This is a genomic window from Streptomyces sp. NPDC000878 (genome assembly GCF_053599695.1).
This window is the reverse complement of sequence record NZ_JBSFMT010000014.1, coordinates 153,270-179,571: the sequence shown is the minus strand read 5'-3', so window position 1 is coordinate 179,571 and position 26,302 is coordinate 153,270. Positions and strand designations below refer to the sequence as shown.

The following is a 26,302-nucleotide window of genomic DNA, read 5'->3' as shown; positions in this document are numbered from 1 at the left end:
GACAGAACCCCTCAGCAAGGTTCATCGTCCCAGGTCAGGAAGGCACTTTCGCGTTTCCGCCTCAACAGCCGCCGTACCCAAGCGAAACGGCGAGGCTAGGGACCCAGCCGTTACGGTACCGCTTGACCAACGGGCCTTGCAGTGCCATCGCACGCTTGATCTCAACGATCGTCACGCTGCCGTCCCCGCGGATCAGCGGGATGTCGACCTCGCCACCAGGCACCAGCCTGCGTCGGGCCGCTTCCCCCGCATACTCTCCACCGAATATCCAGAACTGCCCTTGCAAGGCCTGTTGAAGATCTCGCTCCAACGCCTCAGGATTCTCGACGATCTTCCTGAATGCTGCCAGACCTGCCCTACGCTGAGCGTGCTGCAACAACGTAGCCAGAGCCTGGGCATCATTGATGTGGCCTAGTGCATCCAGAGTTTCCGGTTCACGTTGAACGATACTGAGCAAGCGTCTCAGGCTGCGGCGCCCGTCTTCGATTCCCGTGCGCTCCTGAGCCTCTTGCCCAGCTTTCTTCGAACCCGGGACCCGACGAGTGCCAGACCAGAGGAGCTCCAGGTCCATGCGAGGTGCATCCTCAAGCGGTGGGGCTGCAATGTGGAAGCACGGACTACCGGTCAGCTGACGCAGGCGAAGCAGCGGAAACTGTACCTCCCACATCGTGTTCGTCGAACGGCCCACCGGCTTGTGGTCACCGGTGAGAATCCAGGACTCGACGGGCTTCTCTTGATCCACGGTGAATTCACCGACGTACCGGCATAGTCGGCTCTGCTGCTCGAACACCCGCAGCGGCAGGCCGCGTCGTAGGTGATGGATCAGCATCTGGTTCTCCGAGCTGACATAATCACCGTCCTGAAGACAGCCGGGCACCACCAACACATCACCCTCCCACCATGGAGCCGGCCGCATGTCCGATGTGCGTGCCGCACCCACGAACAGGAAGGTGTTCGGGGTACTGCCGCTGGAGCCACCGATGCCTGACCGGCTTCCGCCGTAAACGTCGTGGAGCTCACGACGCTGGACAACGGTTCCTGGCGGGATGATCCATGGCGCCCGGCCCCCGGATTCTTCTGCCGCAGTTCGCTGCAGACAGGCAAGTCCAGCCCACTGATCCCGTGACAGGTCCAGGGCGACGAGTCCGAAATCTCCCTGGTGGTAGGACTGGTGGGTGGCCCTGACACTCCGCGTGAACCCGGTGAATCCTGCAGTACGCAGCAGGCTGATCGGCAAGGGTGAGTCCAGGGAGAACGACACGAAGTCGAAGGTGACAGCCCTCGCCCCTGCTGTCAGTGCCGCAGCAGGAGCCTCTTCTGTGCCGCGGATGGTGCCCACGGCGACCAGGCCACCACGGCTGCCCGGTCGCCACAGGGCGACGGGGTCTCCCTCAGCGGCGGGCTCGACCGATACAGCTCGGTCGGCTGGTGCACCGGTACGTTCCACGCCTGACCTCGACACGGATCGATCCGCCACAGCGAGCCATCCCCGCACGTGTTCCTCCCGCACCAGAAACCAATCTGAATCCCTGCCCGTGCGCGTCCCATCATGGTGGCCGGCACTGACAGCGAGCCCTTTTCGCTACCCGTGCCGCACCGGGCCCAGGAGGGTTATGTCAACCTCCTCGCAGCGTGAGACGGTCTATGCAGCCAGTCCCTCTCCGAGGGGATTAACATCTGCGTACGATCCCGGAATGAAGAGTCGTCCTGATTTGGGATTCTCCCCGCTCACAGTTCATTGGGCGTGCCCGTACATGTATCCGACCCTGCGCTGACCGTCGTGCGACGTCGTGTGAAAGCCTCCGCAGGAGCATCCCGGTGGTCACCGCCCCCTCCTGGTCCCCGGCTCGTTACCCTCCCTACGTGACACTCGATGCCCGGCGAACATTCGCACGCCAGGACACGTGGCGTGCATGGCAGTTGCAGGGCCGCGTCTGCAATCTCTGCAGGCGCGAGATCCCCTTCGACCTGATGCAAGGCGACCACATCGTGCCGTGGAGCCAGGGCGGACCGACCAGCAGCGAGAACCTCCAGGCGATCTGCGGCTCCTGCAATCTCCGCAAGGGCAGCACGGCGCAGTCGATCGTGAGGGTCCGCTTTTCCGCCGACCTGCTCAACCCGAGCACGGCACCCTTGCGGCCATGGCAGACCGACGCCATGCCGCTCGTCCTGTCCCGGCTGAGTCGCGAGCCCGTCCTGGTCGAAGCATGCCCAGGCGCAGGCAAGACGCGCTTCGGCCTTGAAGTGGCCCATGAACTGGCGGCCAAGGGGCAGATCTCGCGTGTGCTCGTGGTCGTCCCCTCGCTGGCGATCGCGGACGGTTGGGCACGCGCATGCTCGGTGGCAACGCCGGGCGCGCCGACGCTGCCACTTCGGACCCAACGTGACTGGCGGGCCGTCGACCCCATCGGGGACGAGTGGCTCGGAGCGATCATCACCTACCAGTCGCTCTTCTCATCCACCGAGATGTTCTTGGCCCACGCGACGGATCCCGGCCAGCAAACGCTGGTCATTTTCGACGAGGTCCATCACGCAGGGGCCAACGCGGCTTGGGGAATCTCGGCCCAAGAGGCATTCGCAGCGGGTGCGTGGGGGATCTTGTCGCTCACCGGCACACCGTTTCGCACAGGCCGCGACCCCATCGCCTTCGTACCGTCCGAGGAGGGCAACGCCCGCCCCCACTACCGCTACTCGTACGACCAGGCCATCACCGACAGGGCCTGCCGGCCCGTGCAGTTCGTCGAGGCCCGCGGCGAGACGACCTTCCGGACCCCTGACCACCGGACCCACTCCGTCACCTTCGACGACGCGGACTTGACACCGGTCAGGGAACGGGGCCGTCTTCGCGCCGCGATCGAGTGGATTGGTGAAGGCTCGATCGCCGAGCGGATGCTGATCGACGCCAACCAGTATCTCCTCAGCCTCCGACAGCGCGGAGACACTGATGCCGCCGGTCTCGTCGTGTGCATCGACTGCGATCACGCGGCCCGAGTAGCCGGTCACATGGCTTCCCGAGTACTGGCCTTCCGTCCGGTCGTCGCCTGTTCCAGGCTCCATGACGACAACGATCCCGACCCGGCCAATGCGATCCGTCTGTTCCGCGCCTCGCACGATCCGTGGATCGTCGCGGTCAACATGGTCTCCGAAGGCGTCGACATCCCACGGCTGCGCGCCGTGGTCTACCTGACCAACCGTCTGACCCTCCTGTCGTTCCGGCAGATCGTCGGACGGGTGGTGCGAACGGACCCGGCGAACGTCGACGATCACGGGCGGGTCTATCTCCCAGCTGATCCCCGACTGCTGGGCATGGCTCGGCGTATCACTGAGAACGTGGACCTGCTTCCGCCTCCCCTCGTCCTCATCACGGACGGAGAACGTGCCCTTCGGGTAAGCAGCGGAAACGGAAGTGAGGCCAGGGGCTCGTTCGAAGCACTCAACACGGTCGGCGAACAGGGGGGCGTGTTCGACACCGACGGACGAGACTCACACGCCGATCTGGTGGCCTGCGCACGACTGTTCATCGAACGCGAAGGCTTGACCGGCACGGACCCCGAATCCCTGGCCCTGGCAGCCAGCGACGCGCCGGAACTGCGCCAAGCGCTGCTCGCCCTGCAGCACAGGCCACGATGAGCGATCAAGAGCACACTGACCCCACCAGCCCGACGATCATTCTCATCGGTGGGCCGATGACCGTTGACGACGGCTCGTCGCTGGACTCGCGCCAGCCGGTAGCCGAAGACCCCACCTCGCATGTGACGCATGCGAGTCTCGCGACCTCCCTGCTCTGGTGGCTGGCGGCATCCTCGCTTGTCGGTCGCCTCCTCGACTCGGCAGGCGAATCCGCATTTGCCCTACTGGTCGGCCAGCGCTCGGTGGTCGAGCTGCGCCATGACGGGAGTTTGCGCCGTACCGGTCTTCGCGCTGTACTGCCCGGCGGCACGACAGAGCTGGAGCTGATCCGTACCTCGTTCGACGAACCGCTGCCAGACAGCTATACCGAGACACACAAGCTCGAAAGCTGGAACGGCACCGCTATGGGCACCGTGGGATTCAAGACCAAGGCCCCGAGTCGCCGATGGCGTTTCCTCAAAGGAAGCGAGTTCTATCTCGATAGGGCCGGAGTGAGAATCGGAGCCGCGGTTCTCATCGATACGAGTGAAACACTCACCCAAGGCGGTAATCTCCTACCTGGCCGATATGTGGACTTCGAGAAGCGACGCCTCATGGGGGACAACAGCATCCTCGTCATGCCACATACCCACCGGATCGAATCGCTGGTCCGCGGCTATCTGGCATGGGTGCGTGGCGGCCGACCCGCTGCCGAGAAGGTCTCCGCTCCGGTCACGACGTGGGATCCGACGGCTCCGCCGGATCCGGTCCACTACACCTGCCCCGTTCCGGTCGAGGCGCAGTTCGGTGTCACGGGGCTGGTGCAGGACGGCGAGTGGCGTGATCCATCGGATCTCGAAGCCGCCCGGGCGCTGCTTCAGGCACGCTACGACCTGAAGATCGGCATCTGGGATCTCGTGGGAAATCCGACGCTCAGGAGCGCGCTGCTGTCGTCCGCCCCGCAAGCACCGGCTCCGGCGAAGGTCGCTGCCATTCCCGCCGGTGCGGCCGAACGCGCGCAGAAGCGGGTCGCTGCAAGAACTGTTGAAAGAGCCGAGGCCGAGCGTGCTCTGGATCAGATTGCCGCATCCTTCGGGCCATTGGAGGCGCTGGGCTGGAAACGTCCCGCAGAAGGACGAGGCTTCATGCGCCTGCCACTTACCGACGACTATGCACATTGGCCGGGGGCCGATCCTTTCCCCCTGGTCCAACTGGAGTTTGAGATCAGCAAGCGCCAGTCGTCGGTGAGTGCGTTCACCATCTTGTACAACCAGGTTGACATCGCACAGTACGTGACAGATCGGCGTGAAACCTTTGAGGGCATCGCCGTTCCGGATCGCTGCCCGCTGGGCAAGAGTCCACGCCCGGTACTGTGGCGTGCACTTGGAGGCTGGGCCGACGACGTAGATTGGCCGCATCGGACTGCCGCTCTAGCGGAACACACTCGTCGCTGGCGTGCAGCGCTCCAGGAGTTGTGCATCCAATGCAGACACGCGCATGCGAAGAAGTTTCAGAGGACCCAACACCCTTTCCAGGACAGCGAACCCACATAGATTCGCCATAGCCGGAGAACCCATCGGCACAGCAATGGTGTCCCATAGAAACTCAGTTCCCCGGACAGGCTCACCCCGCCCGAGTCCGCCGCGACTTCCGGCACATCCGCCCACAAGCGGTCTGCCCAGCCCAAGCACCGAAACCTTCTCGTCCGGGCACCGGACGGCCGCCGGGCCAAAAGAACACCCGGCCCGCTCCCCGCCACGACGTGCACACCCCCCACCGCAGGACACAACCTGCGAAACAGCGGACGAAGAAGTCAACTACCCCACGACCACGCCGCACTGGTTAAAGATCAAGCTAGCCGATACGCCCGGGCGGGTGCCCCGGCTGCCGCTCCGCGTCCTGGACCAGGCACTCGATCAGGTAGTCGCCCGTCTCCTCGTCGATGGTCACGCCGTGGGTCTCGCTGCGGAAGCCGGGGAAACGACGGTCGAAGGACTCCAGGGCGGCGAGATAGCGCAGCAGCGGACCCTCGGGGGCGCCGACGGACTCACCCGGCATCAGGACGGGAATGCCGGGCGGGGTGACCGTCACCATGGCGGCCGCCACCCGGTCCACGGCCGCCGAGATCCGCACCCGCTCGGTGCCGCCCCGCACCAGCCGCTGGTAACAGTGCTGAGGTGGCGCCACCGGCCTCGGGAGCTGCTGGAAGGCGAGGTCCAGCAACTCCACCAGGCGCACCGAACGCAGGTGGTCGTGCATCTCCCGGCACAGTCCGCGCAGGGTCAGTCCCGCGTACCGGCGGGGGTGCGCGGCGACCGCCTCAGGCAGGACCCGCTCCAGCGGGGCGTCGGCGTCGTAGAGGGCCTTGAAGTCCGTCAGGGCGTCCAGCAGGGTGCCCCACTTGCCCTTGGTGATGCCCATGGAGAAGAGGATCAGCGTGGTGTAACTGTCGGTTTTCTCCACCACGATCCTGCGGGTGGCCAGATAGGCGGTGAGTACCCGGGCGGGGATGCCCTCCTCGGCCATCTCGCCGGTGGCGCTGATTCCCGGGCAGGTCAGCGTGACCTTGACGGGGTCCAGCATGCAGTGGCCCTCGGTCAGTCCGGGGAAGCCGTGCCAGTCGGCGCCGGGTTCCAGCAGCCAGCAGGACTGCTCGGTGCGCAGCAGCTCCGGCGCGGCTTCCTCGAACGGCAGCCGTTCGCCGGTCGCCGGGTCGGTGACCGTGTCCGGCTGCCACACCCCGAAGAACCACGGTGGGCGGTCCCCGGCGCCCTCGATCCGCCGTCGCAGGTGCACCATCTCCTGGCGGAAGCGGATCGCCTCGGTCACCGCCTCGTCGATCAGCCACTCGCCCTGCGGGCCGTCCATCATCGCCGTCGCCACGTCGAGCGAGGCGATCATCGGGTAGAGGGGCGAGGTGGTGCCGTGCATCATCAGCGCCTCGTTGAACCGGTCGTGCTCCACCGGTGCCCGTGGTGCGGGCCGCACGTGCACCATCGCGCTCTGCGACAGCGCCGCCAGCAGCTTGTGCGTGGACTGGGTGGCGAACACGGTCGGACGGTCCGGGCCGGGGAAGGCCTCCTCGTCCACCGACATGCCGTAGCGACCGGCGTACAGCGGATGGAAACGGGCGTACGCGAACCACGCCTCGTCGAAGTGCAGCCGGGGCGTGCTGGCGGCGAACGCCCGAGCGGTGGATACGGCGTCATAACTGAGACCGTCGTAGGTGGAGTTGGTGAACACCGCGTACTGCGGATGCGGGGACACCGCGCCCTCCGTGAGTGGGTGCGCGGCGATCCTGGCCGCCACCGCGTCCGCGGCGATCTCGGCCGGGGGCAGCGGTCCCGCGAGACCGTAGCCGTTGCGGGTGGGGACCAGGTAGACCGGCCGGGCGCCCGAGACGACCAAACCGTGCAGCACGGACTTGTGGCAGTTGCGGTCCACCAGCGCGATCTCGTCGCGGGTGACGCTGAAATGGCCGACCAGGCGGTTGCAGGTGGAATCGCCGTGCAGCACGAAGTAGGTGAGGTCGGAGCCGAACACACGGGCCGCGTTGCGCTCCGCCTCGCCGATCGGGCCGGTGTGCTCGAAGAGCGAGCCCAGTTCCTCGACCGAGATCGACAGGTCGCTGCGCAGCAGCCGCTCCCCGAAGTAGTCGTGGAAGGCACGTCCCGCCGGTGACTTGAGGAAGGCGACACCGCCGGAGTGGGCCGGGGTGTGCCAGGAGTACTCGTGGGCGTCGTCGAAGCGGCGCAGGGCCCGGAAGAACGGCGGCAGCACGGATTCCCGGTAGGCGCGGGCGGCGGTGGTGATGCGGCCCGCGATGAAGCCCGGGGTGTCCTCCAGCGGCCAGACGTAGCCCACGACCGTCTCGGACACCCACAGCGGCAGGTACCGTACGCCCTCGTCGGCCATCACCAGGAAGACCGGCAGATCCCCGAAACGGCGGCCGATCCGGCGCAGTACAGCGCCACCGCCCGGGGTCCCGTCGAGGGTGCTGCCCGGCCGGACGAGTGTGCCTCCCGGGGCGGCGAGCGCGGCGCCCGGCCCGTCCCCGGCGGCCCTGGGAAGGTCCCAGGCCACCAGCGCCGCCGCGAGACCGGCCTCGGTGCGCAGCACCGCGTCCGCGTCCTCCGCCGTGACCGCCCACCGGACTTCGAAGCCGCCCGCCTCGATCGCGTCCCGGATCTTCCGTAACTGCTGGCGCACGGCACCCTCGCCCCGAGGGTGTTCCGGTACCGCGACCAGGATCCTGCTGTCGGCCATGCGTTTCCAGCCTCCACACTCCACGGCGGCGCCCCCGGCCGCCCGGCCAGTGTCCTGGCAGCGCACCGGGCAGAGCGGCGGCCGGGACGCAAACCACCGCTAGGGCGGAAACCACCGTCTTGAGGTTGACTTTCACCGCAACAGACCCTAATTGATCTTGATGCGCTCACCAGGCTCGCCGTGTGACTGCGACGTCCTTGCCCAGGCACTGAGGCTGGGGCGTTAAAGCGAGTGTCGCAGGCTCGAACCCCACCAGGACACAAGAAAAATGCCCCGCGCCGATCATGGTTCAGGGCCTTTTGCGGCGGCACAGGCGCCAGTATTATTCCCTCAGCAGCAGATGTTCTCTACCGTCAGATAAAGCGCCAATTATCCTGCAAGGCGAGCCCGGGGGGGCGTTATGGGGTCTGCCTTTCAATCAGTCCGGTTTTGGTGGCACGACACTCCTGTGCCGGTTCGCTGGGTTGTCTATGTCTGCCTTCCTCTCGGAACGCTTGTTGCTTGTGTAGGGGTATACGGCGACAGTCAGCAGTGGTGGGAGCACCGTAACTTCCTTACTAACCTGGTCTCCAGTGTCACTGGCCTACTCTTTGGCGCCCCTACGGCGCTGATCGTCCTCAGTAATCTTGGTGATGCTCAAACACAGGCGCGCGAGGAGAGGAAGTTCCGTGCTGTTGTCGGCCCTGAGGTGCTTCAGCTCGAAGCGCTGCTGGTCGGTCGATTTGATATGGGTTTGACTGAACTGAAGCATCAAGCCATCAGCATTCGGCGGGCACTCGACGAGGACCGGAATGCGGACTTTCAGCGGTACAACACGTTAATGGGATATGACGGCGGTGGCCAAGTATCGACCATTGGCCCGGATATCAATCTACGTCATCGGAAGTGGAAAGAAGAGATGGTGGCGCAATGGGAAGTTATTGATGGCGGCCTGCGAACACGGGCAGTAGCTATCGGGGTCGAGTGGCTGCCGTCTTTGTGGTCGATACGCGTCCGGGAGCATGTGAGGCGAATGCTGACCGGAGCATCGAGGGTGAGCGGGGTGCGAGCAGAACTCGAAGGACTGGAGTGGCTATGTGTTGTCACTCTTCGCCTGAAAGAGCTTCACGTAGTTTAAACTCGATCGTTCATGAGTCCCCATCAGCAAGCTGATGGGGACTCATGAACGATCGAGTTTAAGGGATTCCGTTCCTTTGCTTATTTCCCTTCTGGCAAAGGGTTGAAAGAGCGCCGCCTTTAATCGGACTGATTATCGAACCCTGGTGATCACTCGGGCAGACACTGCGAGTTCAACCTGAGTAGTGCCAGTACCCCTGTGACACCGTGCTCCTTCCCGTTCTGTCAAGGCGCTGAAGGACCAGGGTCGCGGCGTGTGTTTCCCTTTGGCGCTCCGAAATCGTGCCCGCCACGGAGGCCATGTGGATGGGCTCGTTGATCAAGTGGCGAGCCACCGGTAGCTCAGCGGGGAGGTAGGCCAACGGTTCCTATAGCGTTTGGCCCCGGGCCAGTTTCCGCGTCAGTTCAGGTGGTCGCCGGTCACTCTGCGGGCTCCGAAGTCCAGTGGATCATGGGCTTCGGGCAGTGTCCGCACCAGATCCGCGAGATCATAATCTGGCAACGGGAACCGAGGCCTGTAGCAGCGAGGGACGGACAGCGATGGCGACCAACGAGGCAGGTGTCGGAGACCGTACCGAAGCGCTTCTGTGGTCTGCCCCCACGGGTCCGCTGCCGGCGCCGCCTATCGACACCAGGGCGCAGGTGCTGCCCATCGGCGATCTGCACTGGCCCGACGCCGAGCGTCTGTTCCTCAGGCTGCTTCACACTGTGCGGCCGGTCCAGTACGCCAAGCTCTTCGGTGTCCCGGGCCAAGCCCAAGCCGGGATCGATGCCTACGCTCGGCTTCCGCTCGACCTGACTGAGGGCGAATCCGGTGGCCGGGACTACATCACCCTGCAATCCCGGCGCGTCAGGACGCTCACCGCGGCCAAGATTGAGAAGGCCGTCGACGACCTCCTGACAGGCGAATGGGCGGACAAGACGGCGATGTTCCACTTCGCCACCTCATTCGACCTGCAGGACACCAAGCTGGACACTGCGATCCGCAAGCAGTGCAAACGACTGGCCAAGCTCAAAATCACCTTCGTTCCGTGGGGTGTCCAGGAGGTCTCCAGTCTGCTCAAGGACCAGCCTCGCATTGTCGATGACTTCTTCGGCCGCCCCTGGGTGGAGCGCTTCTGCGGATCGGACGCAGCCCAACGCCTTGCGCACAACCTGCCTCACCAGGACATCAGAGAACTTCGCGCAGAGTTGCGCGACCTCTACCACGCCGTCTTCTCCGCCCAAGGCGGAGTCCACCCAGTCGAAAACGCGGAGCGAGACAGCGCCTTCGTCATCCTGGACGTCGATCCCAGCCGTCAACGGCCCGACCTCATCGACGCCGAGCAGCCCGAGCCGACCGTCGAAGAGCAACGTGTGGCAGCGAACCCCGCCAACGGCCATACCCACCTTTCCTCGCGGCTCAGCACCCATCGGCAATCGTTCAGATCCGCCCACCAATTGCTCAGACACAGCGACCAGACAGGACCAGCTACCGTCGGCACCGTGGCTGCCGACGAGTGGCTGGCCAGCGGCAAGTACCGGCTGCTCATCGGCCGTCCGGGAGCGGGCAAGTCCAGCCTGCTGCGATTCGTCGCAGCAGACCTTCTCTCGGCCCAGCCGCAGTCCCTCGCGCTGCAGAGACGACACGGCACCGACCTGCCCATCTGGCTGCCGTTCGGGTTCCTGTGCTGCCACCTCGAAGAATCGACGGAAAACTCGCTCGTCTCGGCCGCCGAAGCCTGGCTGAAATCGCAGAGCGCCGCCCATCTCTGGCCGCTGGTCGAGCGGGCGCTGCGGGACGATCGCCTGCTACTGCTCGTCGACGGCATCGACGAGTGGAGCGACGTCAGCACAGCCGAGCACGCCCTCGGAATCCTCGAAGCGTTCCTCGGCCGAACGACGGCCTCAGCCATCCTCTCCACACGCCCGTACGCGGTCGACCGGCTCAACTGGCGGCGTCCGTGGGCACGAGCTGAGATCACACCTCTGACAAACCAGCAGCGCCAGACGATCGCAGCCGGGGTCCTCGGGCCAGCCGCACAACCGGAAGACGCAGCAGCCTTCTCTCCCGTGTGGAGAGCTGGAGTCGAGGCGTTCCTCGACCAACTTGAGGTCATCCCGGAACTCGCCGAACTCTCCAGATCCCCCCTCTTCCTCACGCTGCTGGCCACGACGTGGCAGGGCGAGCCTCTCCCACGCCAACGGTTCAAGATCTACGCCCGGCTCGTCGAACTTCTCATCGAAAAGCATCCCCAGATGCGACAGCGCGCTTCACACGCGCGGGGAGCTGCGCTGCCGAGCACCGAGGTGACCACGCTGTTCGCCGCCGTGGCCTATCGCCTCCGTATCAAGGACCCCGCCGGCACTGTCACGAAGAATGAGATGCGCAGGCTCATCGTCGAGTCGATGACCGACGACGAAGTCCTCGGCTATCAGCTGCCCGACGCCCGCAGAATCGCCGATGCAGTCCTTGCCATGGCGGAAGACGAGTTCGGACTGATCGTTTCGCACGGCGCCGGCTCCTTCGGCTTCCTGCACCGCGTGGTACTCGACCACCTGGCCGGCCAATACCTGGCCACGCGCCCCGCCGAAGAGCAGATCGCGGTCGTACAGCGGTCCGTACAAGATCCTGCCTGGCGCGACGTCCTCCTGGCGCTGCTGACCGCGCAGGTCAGCTCTCACACAACGGAACCACTGCTGGCTGCGGCCCTCAACACGAGCGACCAACGATGGACGGACATCGACGGGTACGAGATGCTCGCCGAGGCGCTCGCCGCCGGCGTCAAACTCACCCCGAAAGCGCAGACCAGTTACATCAAACAGCTCGTCGAACGGGTAGAGGTCCATCCCTCTCTACGTCATCGCGCGAACCTCATCACCGCGCTCGCCGGCGCGCTCGCGAACCATGGGACACGCACGCGCCTGCTTCCGGTCATGAAGCGGTGGCTCACAGCGCCCCGTCCCGATCCTTCGCCGACCATGTGGGCGCTGCGTGATCTCGGCATCGACGACGCCAGTGCGGCCGAATACCTCCTCTGGGGCATTCGACACCCGGACGACCACGTGAAGGTCAACGCGGCAGCAGCCATCGCACACCGATTCAGCGGCCAGCGTCACGTGTTGGACCAGCTGCTGGCGTTCACCGAAACCGGACCGTCCTCGGCGACCCAGGCCGCTGCCCTCCTCGCCCTCGGCGACGGCTGGCCCGACGCGCCCGAGACCACACGGCTGGTCGACTGGGCGCGGCATCAGCCGTCCAAGCCGCTCCGGCTGGTGGCTCTGCACGCCCTGCAGCGCGGCACCACGTCAGGCGACGCCGCGCTGTACCGGCCAGAAGAGCGAGACTGGCTGCTGTCCCTGCTGTACAGAGAAGACCTTCGCTCGGGTCCGTGGCCTGCGGCGGACCTCGTCAAGATCGCAGCGACCGGGGATGCACAGGCCGCCGAGTTCGCGCTGACAACCTTGAAGACGAACGGACGCGATGGCGGCAACCGTGGCCTTGCGTGGTTTTTGGCTTGCAGCGCCTTCGCCGATGACAGCCGCTTCAAGGCCTGGGTGGCCGCACAGTTTTCCGCCCCGGAAGAGCGCGGGCTGATCTTGTACGACGTCGGAATGATTCCCCAGCAGTGGCGCGACGACCCGGGATTCGCTGAAGCTCTCCGCCCATACGTGGACACCGAATTGGGGAGTGTGACGCCTTACCGTGTAGCCAGTCTGGCTACTGCGCTTCCACCCGCCGACGCTCAGACCGTGCTGTTGCGTGGTCTGGACGCCCACCGGCCCTACTCCGCGGCCAGCACACTGGTCGAGCGCTACGGAGACGACGAGCAGGTTCGCACTGCCCTCACCACCAGGCTCCGGGGCGAATTCGATCAAGCGGCACCCATGGCCGGCGTAGCCATTGACGTGCTCGGTCCTCTGGAGGGCTTCGCCGTCCTGGTGTCCCTGCTGCGCCAGCCGGCCACAGATGACTGGTCCGAGGAGCACGTTGTCGTAGCCGAGGCAGTAGCCAAGGCCTGGAAGAAGTTCGAACACTCCGTCCAAGAGGAAGATGCGGAAGCTGAAGCCGCACGGGCGGTGCTTGCGAGCTACGATCCAGCCGAACTGGCAGCCGCGTGCACGGCAGTGAGCCCTCACCCCTTGATGTGGCACGTCCCTGCGGTCATCAATGCCTGGCCTGATCAGCCAGCCGTCCAGGAGTTCGCCGACAAGCTCATCCACGACACAAGACCCATCAGTTTGGGAATCGCGGACACCATTCCTGTCGCCATTCTCAGGGCCTACTGCAACAGGAGCGACACCCCGTCCCTCCAAATCCTCGACAAGACGCTCTTCTTGCTCAAGCACATCGATGCAGAACTGCGCGAAGTCCTGGTGTTCGAACTTGCGCGCAGCTCACTGTCCGCGGCCGAACTCATCGACGTCATGGCGGAATGGAAGAACGAGCCGGACAGCGAGGTTCGCCGCACGGCGTTCATCGGGCTCGTCCAAGTGATCAAGCGTCATCAGCAGGCTCACCATGACCTGGCGGGCTCCGACACGCTGACGTCCGAGATGGAATGGCTACGTGGTGAGATCAGGGACGAGCTGTGTGCCTACGGCCCCGAACTCGAAGAGCACCGCCAACTGGCATGGATCGGCATGCTGATGCTCGGTGACCCCTCGCTGATTGACGGCATCAGGGAAACCATTGGGCACCCAGGTGCACCCGGCGTCACCCTCGATCTTCTCTATGGCGGTGACGTGGATCAGATTCTCGTGGACCTCGTCGCCGAGAACTGGGAACAGTTGTGCACCCTCTTCGGCGAAAAAGTCTACGAACGGCTGAACGGAAAGTCCGAGAGCCGTCAGCGAACGGCATGTGAGCAACGGCGCCACGTCATGTCAATACTGGCAACCGTCGCTGCTCGCTACCCTGCCATCGCCGAGATGCTCCGCCACGAGGCGGACAACGACGGCACGCTACGCCGAGATGAGCGTTTCCTCCTCTGGGCCAAGGAGGAGAACAGGGGGGACGAAGGAGTCCTGCGCGCGGTCGTGAAGAATCTCGGCCGAACGGAGCACCAGCTACAGGGCCAAGTCCTCGACTCTCTACTGGACCGTGACAGCTGGAACGTGTCCGACGAGGTGTTCAAGGCCGCCCTTGCAGAAGAGGCGATCGTGACCCGTTCAGGACTCATTAATGCGGGTGATGAGCTAGCCGCCTACACCCAGCTGTTTCCGTCTGACAGCTTGTCCATCGCCGCCCTCCGAGACCTTGAAATGTGGTTCACAACAGATCCGGAGAGTCGCGACCCCCGTGAATGGGGCAGCAGCTTGGCCATCGCCTTCGGTGCAGCCCCGCCGCAGGACCTTCCAGTCCTTGCGATTCGCTCTCATACTCGATTTCGTTTGGGTATCTCTGACCTGTATCTACCCATGTTCACCAGACCACTGATGCGGCGGCTCCGTGTGGACGCGGACGCCATCGAGGCGTTCAAAGGCGCTCTCAGCAATCCTGCGGATATTCGTGAGGAGAGTCCCATAATGGCGGCTCCCTGGGATCGCATTGCTCACGCGCACCCGGAAGTACAACCGTTGCAGCGCAGATATCTTTTTTCCGTGATATTGCACCAGGCGGGCGCTTTGCCGCAGATAGACAGGGCAGCAACCACCCGTATCCTCGCATCCGCATCACCTGACACCGTGGTGCACAACCCGTTCACCAACCACGAGGGTCCACTTTGCCTCGCCGTGCTCGACCTCGCAGCGCGCTGATGACCGACTCCCGAGGGTGTTCCGCCGGTAAGTGGCTCTGCCTGGGAAAGTGAACGTCGACGGCTTCAAGGCTTGCGGACTCCCGGCCCGGTACCGGACAGGTCCGTGACTGTCACATACAGCGCCACAAAGCATCAGACCGTCACGCCTATGCGCTGGATGTAGCCCGCCCCGATGCGAGTGCCAGGACGGAGGCCAGTGCGGATCCGACGGCGAGAGTGAGGAACAGTACGCCGTACCCGCCCAGTTGTCCCGCCAGGGCTGCGCCGGCCCAGGGTGCGAGGGCTGCCGCGACAGTGGCCGGGGCGATGAGGAGTCCGGACAGGCGGCCGTAGTTGGTGGTTCCCCAGCGGTCGCTGACGGCGGTGGCCTGGAGCAGGGTGAGGTTGCCGCGTACGACTCCGGCGAGCACGGCGAGCAGGATCAGCAGCGGGATGGGGCCGGGTACGAGGGCGAGGGCCGTCGTGGTGGCTCCGCCTGCTGTGAACAGGACGGCGGTGCGGGTGGTGACGCTGGTGGTGCGGGTGAGGGTGGCGTAGAGGGTGCGGCCCAGGGTCTGGCCGGCTCCGCCGAGTCCCAGTGCCCAGGCGGCCGTTGAGGGTGTGGCACCGCGCTCGATCATCAGGGGGACCATGCCGAAGACGACGGCGTACATGGCGAAGCCGGAGCAGGTGAAGGCCAGTACGAGGAGCAGGAAGGGGCGGCTGCGGGCGATCGGGGTGCGGTTGGGGCCCGCTGTGGCCGGTGGCGCGGGCGGCCAGGGGGCGCGCAGGGCCAGGGCGTGCGCGGGGATGGTGACGGCGGCGAGGATGATCGCGAGCACGATGTAGGTGGTGCGCCAGCTGAGGTGGTCTGCGAGCAGGGCGGTGAAGGGGGCGAAGACGGTGCTGGCGAGTCCTCCGGCGAGGGTCACGATTGTCAGGGCGCGGACGCGGTCCGGCCCCCACCAGCGAGTGAGAGCCGCGAAGGCGGGCTGGTAGAACGTGGCGGCCATGGCGACACCGGCCAGGAGCCAGGCGGCGGCGAACACGTAGAAGTTCGGAGCTGTGGCGATGGCCAGCAGGGCGGTGACCGCGAGCAGCGAGCCGGTGGTCATGACGGTGCGGGGGCCTCGGCGGTCGAGGATGCGGCCGACGGGAATGCCGGCGAGGGCCGAGATCAGCAGGGCGGCGGAGAACGCTGCGGTCGTGGCGCCCGTTGACCATCCGGTGTCCGCGGTCAGGTGCGGGAGCAGGACGGGGAAGGCGTAGTAGACGATTCCCCAGCTGGTGATCTGGGTGGCGCAGAGGGCGGGCAGAGCGGCGCGGGGCCGCGAACGGTTTTCTGTGCCGCTCGCGGCCTCGTTGGTGTGGAGGTGGGTCATCGCCGGATCAGCAGCAGCCGCCGGCGGCTGCGATGGGTTCGCCTGCCTTGGTGTCGGCGGCGTCCGTGGCGCAGCAGCTGCTGCCTTGCTGCTTGGCGAGGGTGTCGGCGTCGGCCTTGACGACGTAGACCTCCCAGGGTTCCTGGCCGGGGCCGTGGACCCAGACCTTGTCCTGGAGGGCGTAGCAACAGGTGGTGTCGTTCTCCACGTCGGTGGCCAGGCCGGACTCGCCCAGGCGGGTGGTGGCGGCGTGGACGGCCTCGGTGGTCTCGACTTCGACGCCGAGGTGGTCCATGCGGGTGTCCTCGCCTGCGGTGCCTTCGATGAGGACGAGCTTGAGCGGGGGTTCGGTGATGGCGAAGTTGGCGTAGCCGTCGCGGAGTTTGGCGGGCTCGGTGCCGAAGAGCTTGCTGTAAAAGGCGATCGAGGCCTCAAGGTCGGGGACGCGCAGGGCGAGCTGGATGCGTGACACGGTGGTTCCTCCTGCCGCAGGAAGGGTGCGTGCCTGGCCGGGTTTGGTCGGGCACGGTGGTTCGTGCTGTTCAGCAGCCACCGGACGTCTCGGGCTTGCCGATCTGGAGGGTGGCTCCGGCGGACCCGATCTGGACCAGGGCGGGCGCGGGTGTGCAGCATCCGCCGCCGCTTTCCGCGGTGGTCGAGTCGTCGAAGAGTCCGGCGCCGCCGCACACGCCGGTCTCGGGCAGGGTCAGCTCCACCCGTCCGGCTGCCTCGTGGTCGCCAGCGAGGGCTGCGGTGATGGAGCGGACCTGCTCGTAGCCGGTCATGGCCAGGAAGGTGGGGGCGCGGCCGTAGGACTTCATGCCGACGAGGTAGACGTCCTGCTCCGGGTGGGAGAGCTCGTTCACGCCGTGCGGGTAGACCGTGCCGCAGGAGTGGACGTTGGGGTCGATGAGCGAGGCCAGCTCGCTCGGGGCCTGGAGGCGCTCGTCGAGGCCGAGACGGAGTTCGGAGAGGAAGGACAGGTCGGGGCGCAGGCCGGTCAGGACGATGACCTCGTCGACCGCGTCGAGGCGTCGTCCGTCTTCGCCGATCAGGACCAGGCGGTCGTCTCCATCCCGCTCGACTGCCTCGGTGCGGAAGCCCGTGACAGCGTCGGCGTGACCGTTGTCGACGGCGGCCTTCGCGGCCAGGCCGAGGGCGCCGCGGGCGGGGAGCTGGTCGGCTTCGCCGCCGCCGAAGGTGGAGCCGCTGATGCCCCGGCGCAGGATCCAGACCGCGTGCGTGCCCGGTTCCTCCTTGGTCAGGTCGGCCAGGGTCGCAAGGGCGGTGAAGGCGGAGGCTCCGGAGCCGATGACCGCGGTGCGCTTGCCGGCGTAACGGGCGCGTACGGCAGGGTCCTTGAGGTCGGGGACGCGGTAGGTGATGTGGTCGGATGCGGCCCTCTCCCCCAGTGCCGGCAGGCCGCTGGCGCCGGCCGGGCTCGGGGTGCTCCAGGTGCCCGAGGCGTCGATCACCGCGCGGGCGAAGAGGCGTTCCTCGCGGCCGTCGGCGGTGGTGAGGTGGACGACGAAGGGCTGGCTTTCGCGGTCGGCGTCGACGAGGCGGTCCCGGCCCGCACGGGAGACGCCGGTGACGGTGGCTCCGTAGCAAACACGGTCGCCGAGGGCGTCGGCGAGCGGCTGCAGGTAGACCTCGGCCCAGTCTGCACCGGTGGGGTACGCGGCGCCGTCGGGGCGGGTCCAGCCGGTCGGGGCGAGGAGTTTTTCGGCGGCGGGGTCGGTGACTTCGGCCCAGGTGGAGAACAGCCGGACGTGGGACCAGTCCCGCACTGCGCTGGCTGCGGCCGGGCCCGATTCGAGGACCAGGGGTGTCAGTTGCCGCTCGATCAGGTGGGCGGCTGCGGCCAGGCCGGTGGGGCCGGCTCCGATGACGACGACAGGCAGATCGCTGGTGGCGGGCGCGGTCACGGGACTCTCCTCGGTTTCGATGTCTATCGATGTGCTGTGGTCTCAGCATGCATCCGGATTCGACATGCGTCAACATAGAAGTTCATCGAATTAAAGACGCCCACCCGGGCACAGTCACCCCTCGTTCACCCTTGGCAAGTGATTAGATGAGTGTCAACATAGAAGCATGTCGAAGTTGGTTTCGGTCCCTGGCGTCCAGGACGCCACCACGTCACTGGCCTGCTGCCAGCCACTGGGACAGGAGGAGCTCTCCGCCACCGACGCGGAGAAGATCGCCGCCATGTTCAAGGCCCTGTCGGACCCCGTCCGCCTGCGGCTGTTCTCCCGGATCGCCGCCCAGCCCGGCGGTGAGGCCTGCGTCTGCGACATCCAGGACGTCGGCGTCTCGCAGCCCACGGTGAGTCATCACCTGCGCAAGCTCCGCGAAGCGGGTCTTCTGGTCTCCGACCGGCGGGCCAGCTGGGTGTACTACCGGGTGGCACCTGGAGTGCTGGCCGGCATGGCAGGCCTGTTGTCAGCAGCAGCATGAGCCGAGCCTGCCGCTGAGCGGACGGCGCACGCCGGTGAGCCGAGGGCTGAGCCGCCCCTGACCGTGCCGTGCCCGTTGCCCCGGGATTCCCAGCCGGACGACGCTGGGGTGAGGAGAAGAGATGCCCCATGAGGCCGCGGATCCAGCCGACGACGGCGAGTGTTTCCAGCTGAGCGCGGCGGATGCGGTGTGGTGGGCCAGCGTCTTCAAGACACTGGGCGATCCGGTGCGCCTGCAGCTACTCGTCCATCTGGCGGCGCTGCGGGGAGCCGAAGTCGCGGCGCACGACATCTGCGATGCCGGTGTGGCCCAGTCCACCGTGAGTCACCATCTCAAGCGGCTGCGGAGCATGGGCCTGGTGGAGAACCGACGGGAAGGGCGCATCGTCTACTACCGCATGGGAGCCGGGGTCCGTTCGGCTCTGATGCAGATTCTTCACCAGGGCGGCCAGGCAGATGCGCCCATGATCAGTCCGGTTCCGGGAGCGCAGGGCTCCGGCCCCCTGTCGCCGTGATGAGGCAACAGCGGTTCCGGGCCGGGCAGAGGCCGCGGGCCCTGAGCGCTGCCTGCTCAGGGCCCGCTGGTCAGCCCGGTGCGACCGCCCGCACGAAGGTGTGCTGTTGAGCTCTGGCGATCAGGAGACCGCGGCTGCCGGGGACACGGCCGCTGGTTGGTCCAGGTGGACCGTCGTGTCGCAGAGGCGCTCGACCTGCGCAGGGTCGTGGGAGACGAGAAGGACTGTCCGGCGACCGCGCAGCGCCGCGATCGACTGCTCGACCTTGTCCCGGCTCTGTTCGTCGAGAGCGCTGGTGGGCTCGTCCAGGAGCAGGCCCGCCGGTTCCAGGGCCAGCGCCCGCGCCAGGCACAGCCGCTGTCGCTGCCCCGCGGACAGGGTCTGAGCCGGTGAATCGAGCCTGTCGGAGACTTCCTTCCACAGCCCGGCCTCATGCAGAGCCTGTTCCGCCCGTTCCCGCAGGACGTCCTGCGAGGCGCGCAGGACGTGCCGCAGGCCGAAGAGGGCGTTGTCGAGGATGCTCCCTCCGAAGACGACCGGTGTCTGCGGTACGAGCACGATCTTGGCCCTGAGGTCGGCGTCTCCCCTGCCGGGCTCGATGGGCCGACCCAGGACGTGCAGGTGGCCGTCCCGCGTGAGCCCGGTCGGGAGCAGATCGACCAGGGCGCGCAGGACGGTCGACTTGCCGGCCCCTGACGGCCCGCACAGACCGGTGGTGGATCCGTGCTCAAGGCTGAAGGAGACCGGGCCGACCAAGGTCCTCTCGCGGCTGAGCACGCGCAGCTGCCGCACGGTGATTACGTTGTCCATCGCTCTCCTTCGAAGCGGTTGCGCAGCCAGACCGCCGCGCTGAGGAGTACTGCAGTGATCAGGACAAGGACCATGGCGCTTCCCCAGGCCTGGGTGACCGCCTGGGGGTCACCTGAGTCCTGGGAGAGCGTGAAGATGTGGGTCGGCAGCGCCTGCACCGGGGAATCCACGATGCCGCTCGGCAAAGTGGGAGCTCCGAAGAAGACAGTCGCGGTGAACAACAGAGGGGCTGTTTCGCCTGCCGCACGGGCCAGGCCCAGGAGCAGGCCGGTAAGGGTGGCGGGCCAGGCGTAGGGAACGACGACCGACCTGATGAGCTGTGCGCGCGTCAGCCCCAGGGACAGCGCGCTTTCCGTCAGTTCCGGCGGCATGCTCCTGACGCGGGCCGAGGTGGCCAGAGCGATCACGGGGATGACCACCGGAACGAGCACGATGGCTCCGGCCAGCCAGGATCTGCCCCATCCCATGGTGCTGGACAGGATGACGAATCCGGCCAGTCCCAGCAGGATGGTCGGCGCTCCGCCGAGAACGACCGTCAGGGTCTGGAGCAGACGCGCGGTGCGCTCGGAGACATGGACGCCGATCAGGATGCCTGCGCCGAAGCCGAGCGGCAGCGCGATGAGACCCGTTGTAACGATGAGCAGTGCGGTGCCGACGATCTGGTCGCGTACGCCCCCGCCCGCCGCGCCGGTGGCCGAGGTGAACCAGAAGGACGGGTTGAACGCGGTGCTTCCTCGCGTCACCAGGAGGCTGAGCATGCCGATGAGGAGAGCGCTGGGCAGCAGCAGGGCTCCCACGCGCAGTGCCATGGCGAGCCGGTCGCGCTGCACACGCATCCGGGGCGTGGCATGGTACCGGCGGGTTCGTTTGGCTTCCGTGCCGTGCCTCTGTCCCCGTGTGCCCCAGATCGTTGCCACAGCCACGAGTGCCAGGAGGGTGATGCCGAGTCCGCACAGAGCGGCGAAGTAGGGACCGGAGGTGCCGGCCAGGACGGGCTCGGGGCCGGCCAGCTTCGTCGTCAGCGTCTGGCCGGGGTGTACCAACGAGTCGAGGAATCCGCCGAAACTGGTGGGCAGTCGTCCGTCGGCTCTGCCCACAACCAGGAACACGGCAATGGCTTCGCCGAGCGCGCGGGCCAGGCCGAGCAGAACGGCTGACCTCATGCCGGACCGTGCGAGCGGCAGCACCGCAGAGCGGATGACTTCGCGGCGGGTCAGGCCGAGCGAGAAGGCGGCCTCGCGGTAGCGGTCGGGCACCGCGGACAGTGAATCGACACTCACCGCCACGATCGTGGGAGTGATCATGACTGCGAGGACGATCCCGGCGGCGAGAAGGCTGTCTCCGCCGGGTACGTCTGCGATCTGGGCGATGAAGGGGCGGACAACGATGATGCCGATGAGGCCGTAGACGATGGAGGGTACGGCGGCCAGCAGCTCCACGCACATGCGCAGTGGCCGGGCCACGCGCGTAGGGAGATACTCCGACAGCGCCAGAGCAGCTGCCCAGCTGACGGGTACGGCGAGGGCCAGGGCGAGGGCGCAGACGACGACCGTGCCGTAGATCATGGCCAAGCCGCCGTACACGGAGTTGACCGGACTCCAGGAGGCTTCGGTCAGCAGTGCCAGCCAGTCGACTGTGCCGCTGCTGACTCCCACGGCGAGATACCCGACGAGGACCAGGAGCAGGGCTGCCACGGAGAACACTCCGCCGTACACCCAGCTCCAGACCCACTTCGACGCGCGTGGCCGTATCTCTGCGTCAGGTGTCACAGGATCTCGCGCCAGTGTGGTGGTCATCGGCTACTTCCCGATTTCCTTGAGCGTCAGATAGCCGTGCTTGGTCATCAGCTCCTGGCCCTTGGCGGACAGGACGTAGTCGATGAACGTCTTGGCCGTTCCCACCGGCTTGCCGTCGGTGATGAGGAAAAGCGGCCGGGACATGGGGTACGTGCCGGAGGCGATGTTGTCGGGCGTCGGTGCGATGCCGTCCAGCGTCACCGCTGCCAGACCGTCGCGTCCTTCGATGAAGCTGGTGGACAGCGGGGCCACGGAACCGGCTGTCGACTCCAGCTTGTTGCGAGTTTCGAGGTTGCCGCCCACGATGGCGAAGTTGTCCGACTCCGGCGGCAGCGGGGCCTTCTTGTCTCCGTAGATGTACTTGTCGAGTACTTCACGGGTTCCGCGCCCGGGTTCCTTGTCGTAGACGAAGACTTCGAGGTCCGGGCCGCCGACTTCGGACCAGTTGGTGATCTTCCCTTCGAACAGGTCCCGTACCTGGGCTGCGGTGAGGTTCTTGACACCGGCGTCGGCGACTTCCTTGGTGATGATGATGCCGACGGCGTCTGCCCCGATCTGAGTGGGGAGGAAGTCGGTGTTGGGGCTGGCGGCTTTGTCCTCGTCCGCGAGGGGCTTCGAGCTCATCGCGATTTTGATCTGGCCTGCCGCGAGCTGGGAGATGCCGCCGGCAGAGCCGCCCTGGGTGGCGACGGTGATGTCGAGTCCGTCGGCCTTGAGGGCCTGGGCTGCGTCCGCGGCCACGGGGGCTACCGTGGTCGAACCGCTGACCTGCAGTGCACCTGAGGATCCGGCTCCGCCGTCGGCGCAGGCCGTGGCAAGGGACGTGAACATCAGGGCTGTTGAGGTGAGGTAGGCGAGGCGACGCTTCGTTCTGAACACCGATGGGGCCTTTCTGTCTTCGTGCGATACCGCGGCGTGGGTGAGGGCATGGGTGTGCGACATTCCGAGGTCCGTCCTCGGGCGGTCACTGAGGTGACGGCTGGAGGGGAACCAGGCTGACGAAGGTCTGCGGCGACAGGTGCACACCTTTGCCGTCCGCGCCGTTGCTGGTGTTCAGCTCGCTCGTGAAGAGGGAGAGGAGGCGGCCGGCCAGGCGGGGCAGGAGCGGGGGCAAGGACAGCGAAACGCTGGCAGCGGCGAAGGCCGGCACCAGGATGAGCGCGCGTATGTACATGTCAGATCCTTAGGGAATGGCGGTGCCCTGAAGGGAGTACGCGGGCAGCACAACCCCCGGGAGGGCGGCTGCCTGCGCAGGCTGCAGACGGATCTGGAGCGGTACAGAAGGGACGGCGCCGGACGCCGTCGATGGCTGCGGGGCCGTCGGCTCAAGGCCGTCCGGCGTCCGTGATGGCGGGGTGCTCCTCCTTAGCGGGTGAAGGTGATCCAGGCGTGGCCGAACGCGGCCAGGTGGACGTGCAGTCCGTCGCTCTCCTGCGTGGTGTGCAGGGAGCCCCGGAGAAAGTGGGGCTGCTGGCCCGCGGATTCGGGCAGCAGAGTGTCCAGGCTGGCCGAGACCGGGTCGTGGGAAGGGTTGTGCAGGCACAGCACCTGGCAGGAACGGTCGGACGATTCCCGAAGGAGGGCCCATACGCCGCCCGCGGGGATCGGCCGAACCGTCGAGTCGTCTGCGAAAGCGGACGCGATGGAGGCCGGCAGCGGACAGCCTGGCTGCTCGGCGGGGCCCTGCAGGGTGGCCTGCAGCGACGCGAGCAGTGCGGGGACCGCGTCATCGGTGCGGGCGCCGGCTGCGGTCGGGGCGAGGGGACTCACAGAAGTGGCCTTCCTGTCATGGCGGATCCGGGCTTGTGCCCCAGCAGGTGCAGGACCGTGGGGGCGACGTCGGCGAGCGTGGCCCGTTCGGGCAGTGCGGCCGCAGCATCCTCGTGTGCCGGCACCACGACGAGGGGCACGGGATGGGTGGTGTGCCCTCCGTAGGGGCGGGTGGTGCCGTCGGGCGCCAGCTTGGTCATCTTCTCGGCGTTGCCGTGGTCTCCCACGAGCAGTAGCCACCGGCCTGAGCGGGTGGCGGCGGTCATGATGCGTGCCACGGCAGCGTCGGTGTACTCGCACGCTTTCACTGTCGCCGTGTAGTCGCCGGTGTGGCCGACGACATCGATGTTGGCCAGGTTGGCGATGACGAGGTCGACGTCGGGGCGTGCCGCGGCCTCCAAGATGGCGTCCGTGACCTGATCGAGGTTCATCTCCGGGCGAGCCCTGTAGTCGGGGGCGACGGGGCCGGTGATGCGGATGTGTTCCTCGACGCTGCGCACCGTGCTGTCGCGTCCGTTGACGTAGTAGGTGACGTGCTCGAACTTCTCGGCCTCGGCGATGCGCACGCTACGCACACCTGCCGCGGTGAGTTCGTCCGCCAGGCCGCCCGAGGCGTCCGCGCGCTGGACCAGGGCGGGGATGTCGGTGCGGGTGTCGTACTGCGCCAGACTGAGGACCTGCACCGTGCGGCTGGTGGCGGCCAGATGCTCCGCCAGTCCGTCGGCGAACTGCTGGATGCGGTCGCTGCGGAAGTTGAACCACAGCAGGCCGTCGCCGTCGGCGATGCGCGCTTCTGGTGCGTCGCGCAGGATGCTCGGGGCCACCCACTCGTCGCCGCGGCCGGAGGCGGCCACGGCCTCGGCCGCGTCGTCCACCTCGGCGCCCACCGCGTCGGCCACCAGGCGGACAGCCTGGTCGGTCAGGTCGAGGTTGCCGGCCTTGTCCATGGCGTAGCCGCGACCGATGACGCTGGCGATCCGTCCGGTCCCGGCTGTCGCGGCCAGTGCGGTGACCTGCGTCAGGTAGGTTTCGGCGGTGCCGTCGGCCACGTCCCGGCCGTCGGTGATCGCGTGGATCCACACGCGGGGCACCCGGCGGGCGGCGGCTGCGGCGAGCAGCTCGCTCAGATGCCCGACGTGCGCGTGGATCTGCCCGTCGGAGATCAACCCGACCAGGTGCAGGGCGCCTCCACCGGCCGCGAGAGTGTCCAGGAGAGCGACGAGGCGGGTGTTCTCCCGCAGCTCGCCGGAGTCGATGTGCTGCTGGACGAGGAGACTGTCGTAGGGCAGAGGACGTCCCGCTCCGATGACCATGTGCCCGATCTCGGAGTTGCCGACGGTGCCCGGCAGCAGGCCGACAGCCTCGCCGGACGCGTCGGCCAGGGTGGAGAGGTGCCGGCTGGTCAGGTCGGCCAGGACGGGCGTTCGTGCAGCGGCGACGGCGTTGTCGGCGCCGGGCGGGGCGTGGCCCCAGCCGTCCAGCACCAACAGGATGCCCGGTCCGCCGGGCGCGGTGTCCGGCGTGCTCACTTGGTGCTCGCCAGGGTGGGGTGGAGGCTGTCGAGGGTCTGCCAGAAGGTGGGGAAGGACTTGGCGACGCAGCCGGGGTCCTTGATGACGACGCCTTCGGTGCGCAGGCCGCCGATGGCGAAGGTCATGGCGATGCGGTGGTCGTCGTAGGTGTCGATGGTCGCGCCGTGCGGGGTGCCGCCGGTGATGTACATGGCGTCGGGGAGCTCCTCGACGTCGATGCCCATCTTGCGCAGTTCGGTGGTGACGGCGGCGATGCGGTCGCACTCCTTGACGCGCAGCGAGGCGATGTTGGTGATGCGGGTGGTGCCTTCGGCGTAGGCGGCGGCGATGGCCAGGGAGGGGACGACGTCGGGCATGGCTTCCATGTCGATGTCGATGCCGCGCAGGGGGCCGCCGGTCAGGGTGATCTCGTCGTCGGTGATCTGGGTGTGACAGCCCATCCGTTCCAGGGCTTCGACGAGGTGGACGTCGCCCTGGTGGGATCCGGAGCCGATGCCGGGGATGACGACGCGGCTGCCCAGGATGGCGGCGGCGGCCAGGAAGTAGGACATGCCGGAGGCGTCGGGTTCGACGGTGACGTCGCCGCCGCGGGCCTGCTGGCCGGCCGGGACGGTGAAGCGGCGGTAGCCGTCGCGTTCGACGCTCACGCCCATTTCCTTCAGGGCGGCGAGCGTCATCTCGACGTACGGCTTGGAGATCAGCTCGTCGGCGATGGTGATCTCGGTGTCGGTGGCGGCGCGCAGCGCGTTGATGATCAGGCTGGAGGTGAACTGGCTGGAGACGGTGCCGTTGATGGTGGTGGCGCCGCCCTTGAAGGAGCCGCCCACGACGCGGATGGGCGGGCTGCCGTTGCCGCGCACGGCGGTGGCGTCCACGCCCAGCGGCGGCAGTGCCGCGAGCAGGTCGCCCATGGGGCGTTCCTGCATGCGGGTGTTGCCGGTGATGATCGTGGTGCCCTGGGCGTGGCCGGCCATGGAGATCAGAAAGCGCAGCGGGGTGCCGGCGCCGCCGACGAAGATGTCCTCCTTCGGGGCGCGCATGGGCTGTCCGGTGGGGGTGACGTGGATGCTGGCCGCTTCGTGGTCGATGGCGCAGGTGACGTGGCCGAACGTCTCGATGGCGCGGGCGAAGTAGAGGGTGTCGTCGGACAGCAGTGCGCCGTTGATGACGGTTTCGCGGCCCGACAGGGAGGCGATGGCCAGGTAGCGGTTGGTGTAGCTCTTGGAGCCCAGGACGCTGACGGTCTCGTCGAAGGCCGCCAGCGGCAGCACGGTGACCTCTTCAGCCTTCAGGCGCGGGTCGGGTGTTGCGTTCATACGGTCCTCCGTGG

18 protein-coding genes and 1 pseudogene are annotated in these 26,302 nt (G+C 66.9%); 7 read left to right on the top strand and 12 right to left on the bottom strand.

Annotated features, from left to right (window positions below; genetic code table 11):
* Positions 1-61: 61 nt before the first annotated feature.
* Positions 62-1,339: a hypothetical protein gene (locus tag ACWDR4_RS15900; protein ID WP_450408857.1), complete on the bottom strand. Its 1,278-nt coding sequence runs from the start codon at positions 1,337-1,339 to the stop codon at positions 62-64.
* A 524-nt stretch (positions 1,340-1,863) separates the two neighbouring features.
* Between ACWDR4_RS15900 and ACWDR4_RS15895 the strand changes: the two genes are divergently transcribed.
* The 3 genes and pseudogenes from ACWDR4_RS15895 to ACWDR4_RS15885 form a co-directional block, all read left to right on the top strand.
* On the top strand, positions 1,864-3,630 hold the full coding sequence (locus ACWDR4_RS15895; RefSeq protein WP_450408855.1) for a DEAD/DEAH box helicase family protein: 1,767 nt from the start codon (positions 1,864-1,866) through the stop codon (positions 3,628-3,630).
* A complete protein-coding gene (locus ACWDR4_RS15890; protein ID WP_450408854.1) occupies positions 3,627-5,162 on the top strand; it encodes a hypothetical protein in 1,536 nt (511 codons plus the stop codon). The genes ACWDR4_RS15895 and ACWDR4_RS15890 overlap by 4 nt, the downstream gene beginning before the upstream one ends.
* A 59-nt stretch (positions 5,163-5,221) precedes the next feature.
* A pseudogene (locus ACWDR4_RS15885) lies at positions 5,222-5,455 on the top strand (NF041680 family putative transposase); the annotation flags it as partial.
* Positions 5,456-5,463: 8 nt separating this feature from the next.
* Here the strand turns inward: ACWDR4_RS15885 and ACWDR4_RS15880 are convergent.
* Positions 5,464-7,875 carry an Orn/Lys/Arg family decarboxylase gene (locus tag ACWDR4_RS15880; protein WP_450408853.1) on the bottom strand — a complete coding sequence of 804 codons (2,412 nt, stop codon included), beginning with the start codon at positions 7,873-7,875 and terminating at the stop codon, positions 5,464-5,466.
* A 448-nt stretch (positions 7,876-8,323) separates the two neighbouring features.
* Here ACWDR4_RS15880 and ACWDR4_RS15875 point away from each other — a divergent pair, with 448 nt between their 5' ends.
* Together ACWDR4_RS15875 and ACWDR4_RS15870 are read left to right on the top strand one after the other, a co-directional pair.
* The gene (locus tag ACWDR4_RS15875; protein WP_450408851.1) at positions 8,324-8,992 is read left to right on the top strand and encodes a hypothetical protein; all 669 of its coding nucleotides are present in this window, start codon (positions 8,324-8,326) and stop codon (positions 8,990-8,992) included.
* Between the two features lie 539 nt (positions 8,993-9,531).
* Positions 9,532-14,730, top strand: a complete 5,199-nt coding sequence (locus tag ACWDR4_RS15870; protein ID WP_450408850.1) for an NACHT domain-containing protein — start codon at positions 9,532-9,534, stop codon at positions 14,728-14,730.
* Between the two features lie 148 nt (positions 14,731-14,878).
* Here the strand turns inward: ACWDR4_RS15870 and ACWDR4_RS15865 are convergent, their stop codons facing one another.
* The 3 genes from ACWDR4_RS15865 to ACWDR4_RS15855 all read right to left on the bottom strand — a co-directional run bounded on the left by ACWDR4_RS15865 (position 14,879) and on the right by ACWDR4_RS15855 (position 18,021).
* Complete coding sequence (locus ACWDR4_RS15865; protein WP_450408848.1) at positions 14,879-16,093, bottom strand: MFS transporter; 1,215 nt, start codon at positions 16,091-16,093, stop codon at positions 14,879-14,881.
* Between the two features lie 7 nt (positions 16,094-16,100).
* Positions 16,101-16,565 (bottom strand): ArsI/CadI family heavy metal resistance metalloenzyme, encoded by a 465-nt coding sequence (locus ACWDR4_RS15860; RefSeq protein WP_450408846.1) that lies wholly within the window; start codon positions 16,563-16,565, stop codon positions 16,101-16,103.
* A gap of 70 nt (positions 16,566-16,635) precedes the next feature.
* The gene (locus ACWDR4_RS15855; protein WP_450408844.1) at positions 16,636-18,021 is read right to left on the bottom strand and encodes an NAD(P)-binding domain-containing protein; all 1,386 of its coding nucleotides are present in this window, start codon (positions 18,019-18,021) and stop codon (positions 16,636-16,638) included.
* A 166-nt stretch (positions 18,022-18,187) separates the two neighbouring features.
* Here ACWDR4_RS15855 and ACWDR4_RS15850 point away from each other — a divergent pair, with 166 nt between their 5' ends.
* The gene (locus tag ACWDR4_RS15850) at positions 18,188-18,550 is read left to right on the top strand and encodes an ArsR/SmtB family transcription factor (RefSeq protein ID WP_450408842.1); all 363 of its coding nucleotides are present in this window, start codon (positions 18,188-18,190) and stop codon (positions 18,548-18,550) included.
* A 121-nt stretch (positions 18,551-18,671) separates the two neighbouring features.
* Entirely contained in the window at positions 18,672-19,064 is a 393-nt protein-coding gene (locus tag ACWDR4_RS15845; protein ID WP_450408840.1) for an ArsR/SmtB family transcription factor, read from the top strand.
* 120 nt (positions 19,065-19,184) lie between these two features.
* On the opposite strand, the gene ACWDR4_RS15840 is transcribed toward ACWDR4_RS15845, so the two are convergent.
* From ACWDR4_RS15840 to aroA, 7 genes are all read right to left on the bottom strand, one after another.
* The gene (locus ACWDR4_RS15840) at positions 19,185-19,874 is read right to left on the bottom strand and encodes a phosphate ABC transporter ATP-binding protein (protein ID WP_450408838.1); all 690 of its coding nucleotides are present in this window, start codon (positions 19,872-19,874) and stop codon (positions 19,185-19,187) included.
* Positions 19,862-21,670, bottom strand: coding sequence for a phosphate ABC transporter permease subunit PstC (pstC, locus tag ACWDR4_RS15835; protein ID WP_450408837.1), 1,809 nt, complete (start codon positions 21,668-21,670; stop codon positions 19,862-19,864). Before pstC ends, ACWDR4_RS15840 begins: the two co-directional genes overlap by 13 nt.
* Positions 21,671-21,673: 3 nt before the next feature.
* On the bottom strand, positions 21,674-22,501 hold the full coding sequence (locus tag ACWDR4_RS15830) for a phosphate ABC transporter substrate-binding protein (protein ID WP_450408866.1): 828 nt from the start codon (positions 22,499-22,501) through the stop codon (positions 21,674-21,676).
* Between the two features lie 133 nt (positions 22,502-22,634).
* Entirely contained in the window at positions 22,635-22,844 is a 210-nt protein-coding gene (locus tag ACWDR4_RS15825) for a hypothetical protein (RefSeq protein ID WP_450408835.1), read from the bottom strand.
* A 191-nt stretch (positions 22,845-23,035) separates the two neighbouring features.
* Positions 23,036-23,440 carry a hypothetical protein gene (locus ACWDR4_RS15820; protein WP_450408833.1) on the bottom strand — a complete coding sequence of 135 codons (405 nt, stop codon included), beginning with the start codon at positions 23,438-23,440 and terminating at the stop codon, positions 23,036-23,038.
* Complete coding sequence (gpmI, locus tag ACWDR4_RS15815) at positions 23,437-24,969, bottom strand: 2,3-bisphosphoglycerate-independent phosphoglycerate mutase (RefSeq protein WP_450408832.1); 1,533 nt, start codon at positions 24,967-24,969, stop codon at positions 23,437-23,439. Before gpmI ends, ACWDR4_RS15820 begins: the two co-directional genes overlap by 4 nt.
* Positions 24,966-26,288 (bottom strand): 3-phosphoshikimate 1-carboxyvinyltransferase, encoded by a 1,323-nt coding sequence (gene aroA, locus ACWDR4_RS15810; protein ID WP_450408831.1) that lies wholly within the window; start codon positions 26,286-26,288, stop codon positions 24,966-24,968. The genes gpmI and aroA overlap by 4 nt, the downstream gene beginning before the upstream one ends.
* Between the last annotated feature and the right edge of the window lie 14 nt (positions 26,289-26,302).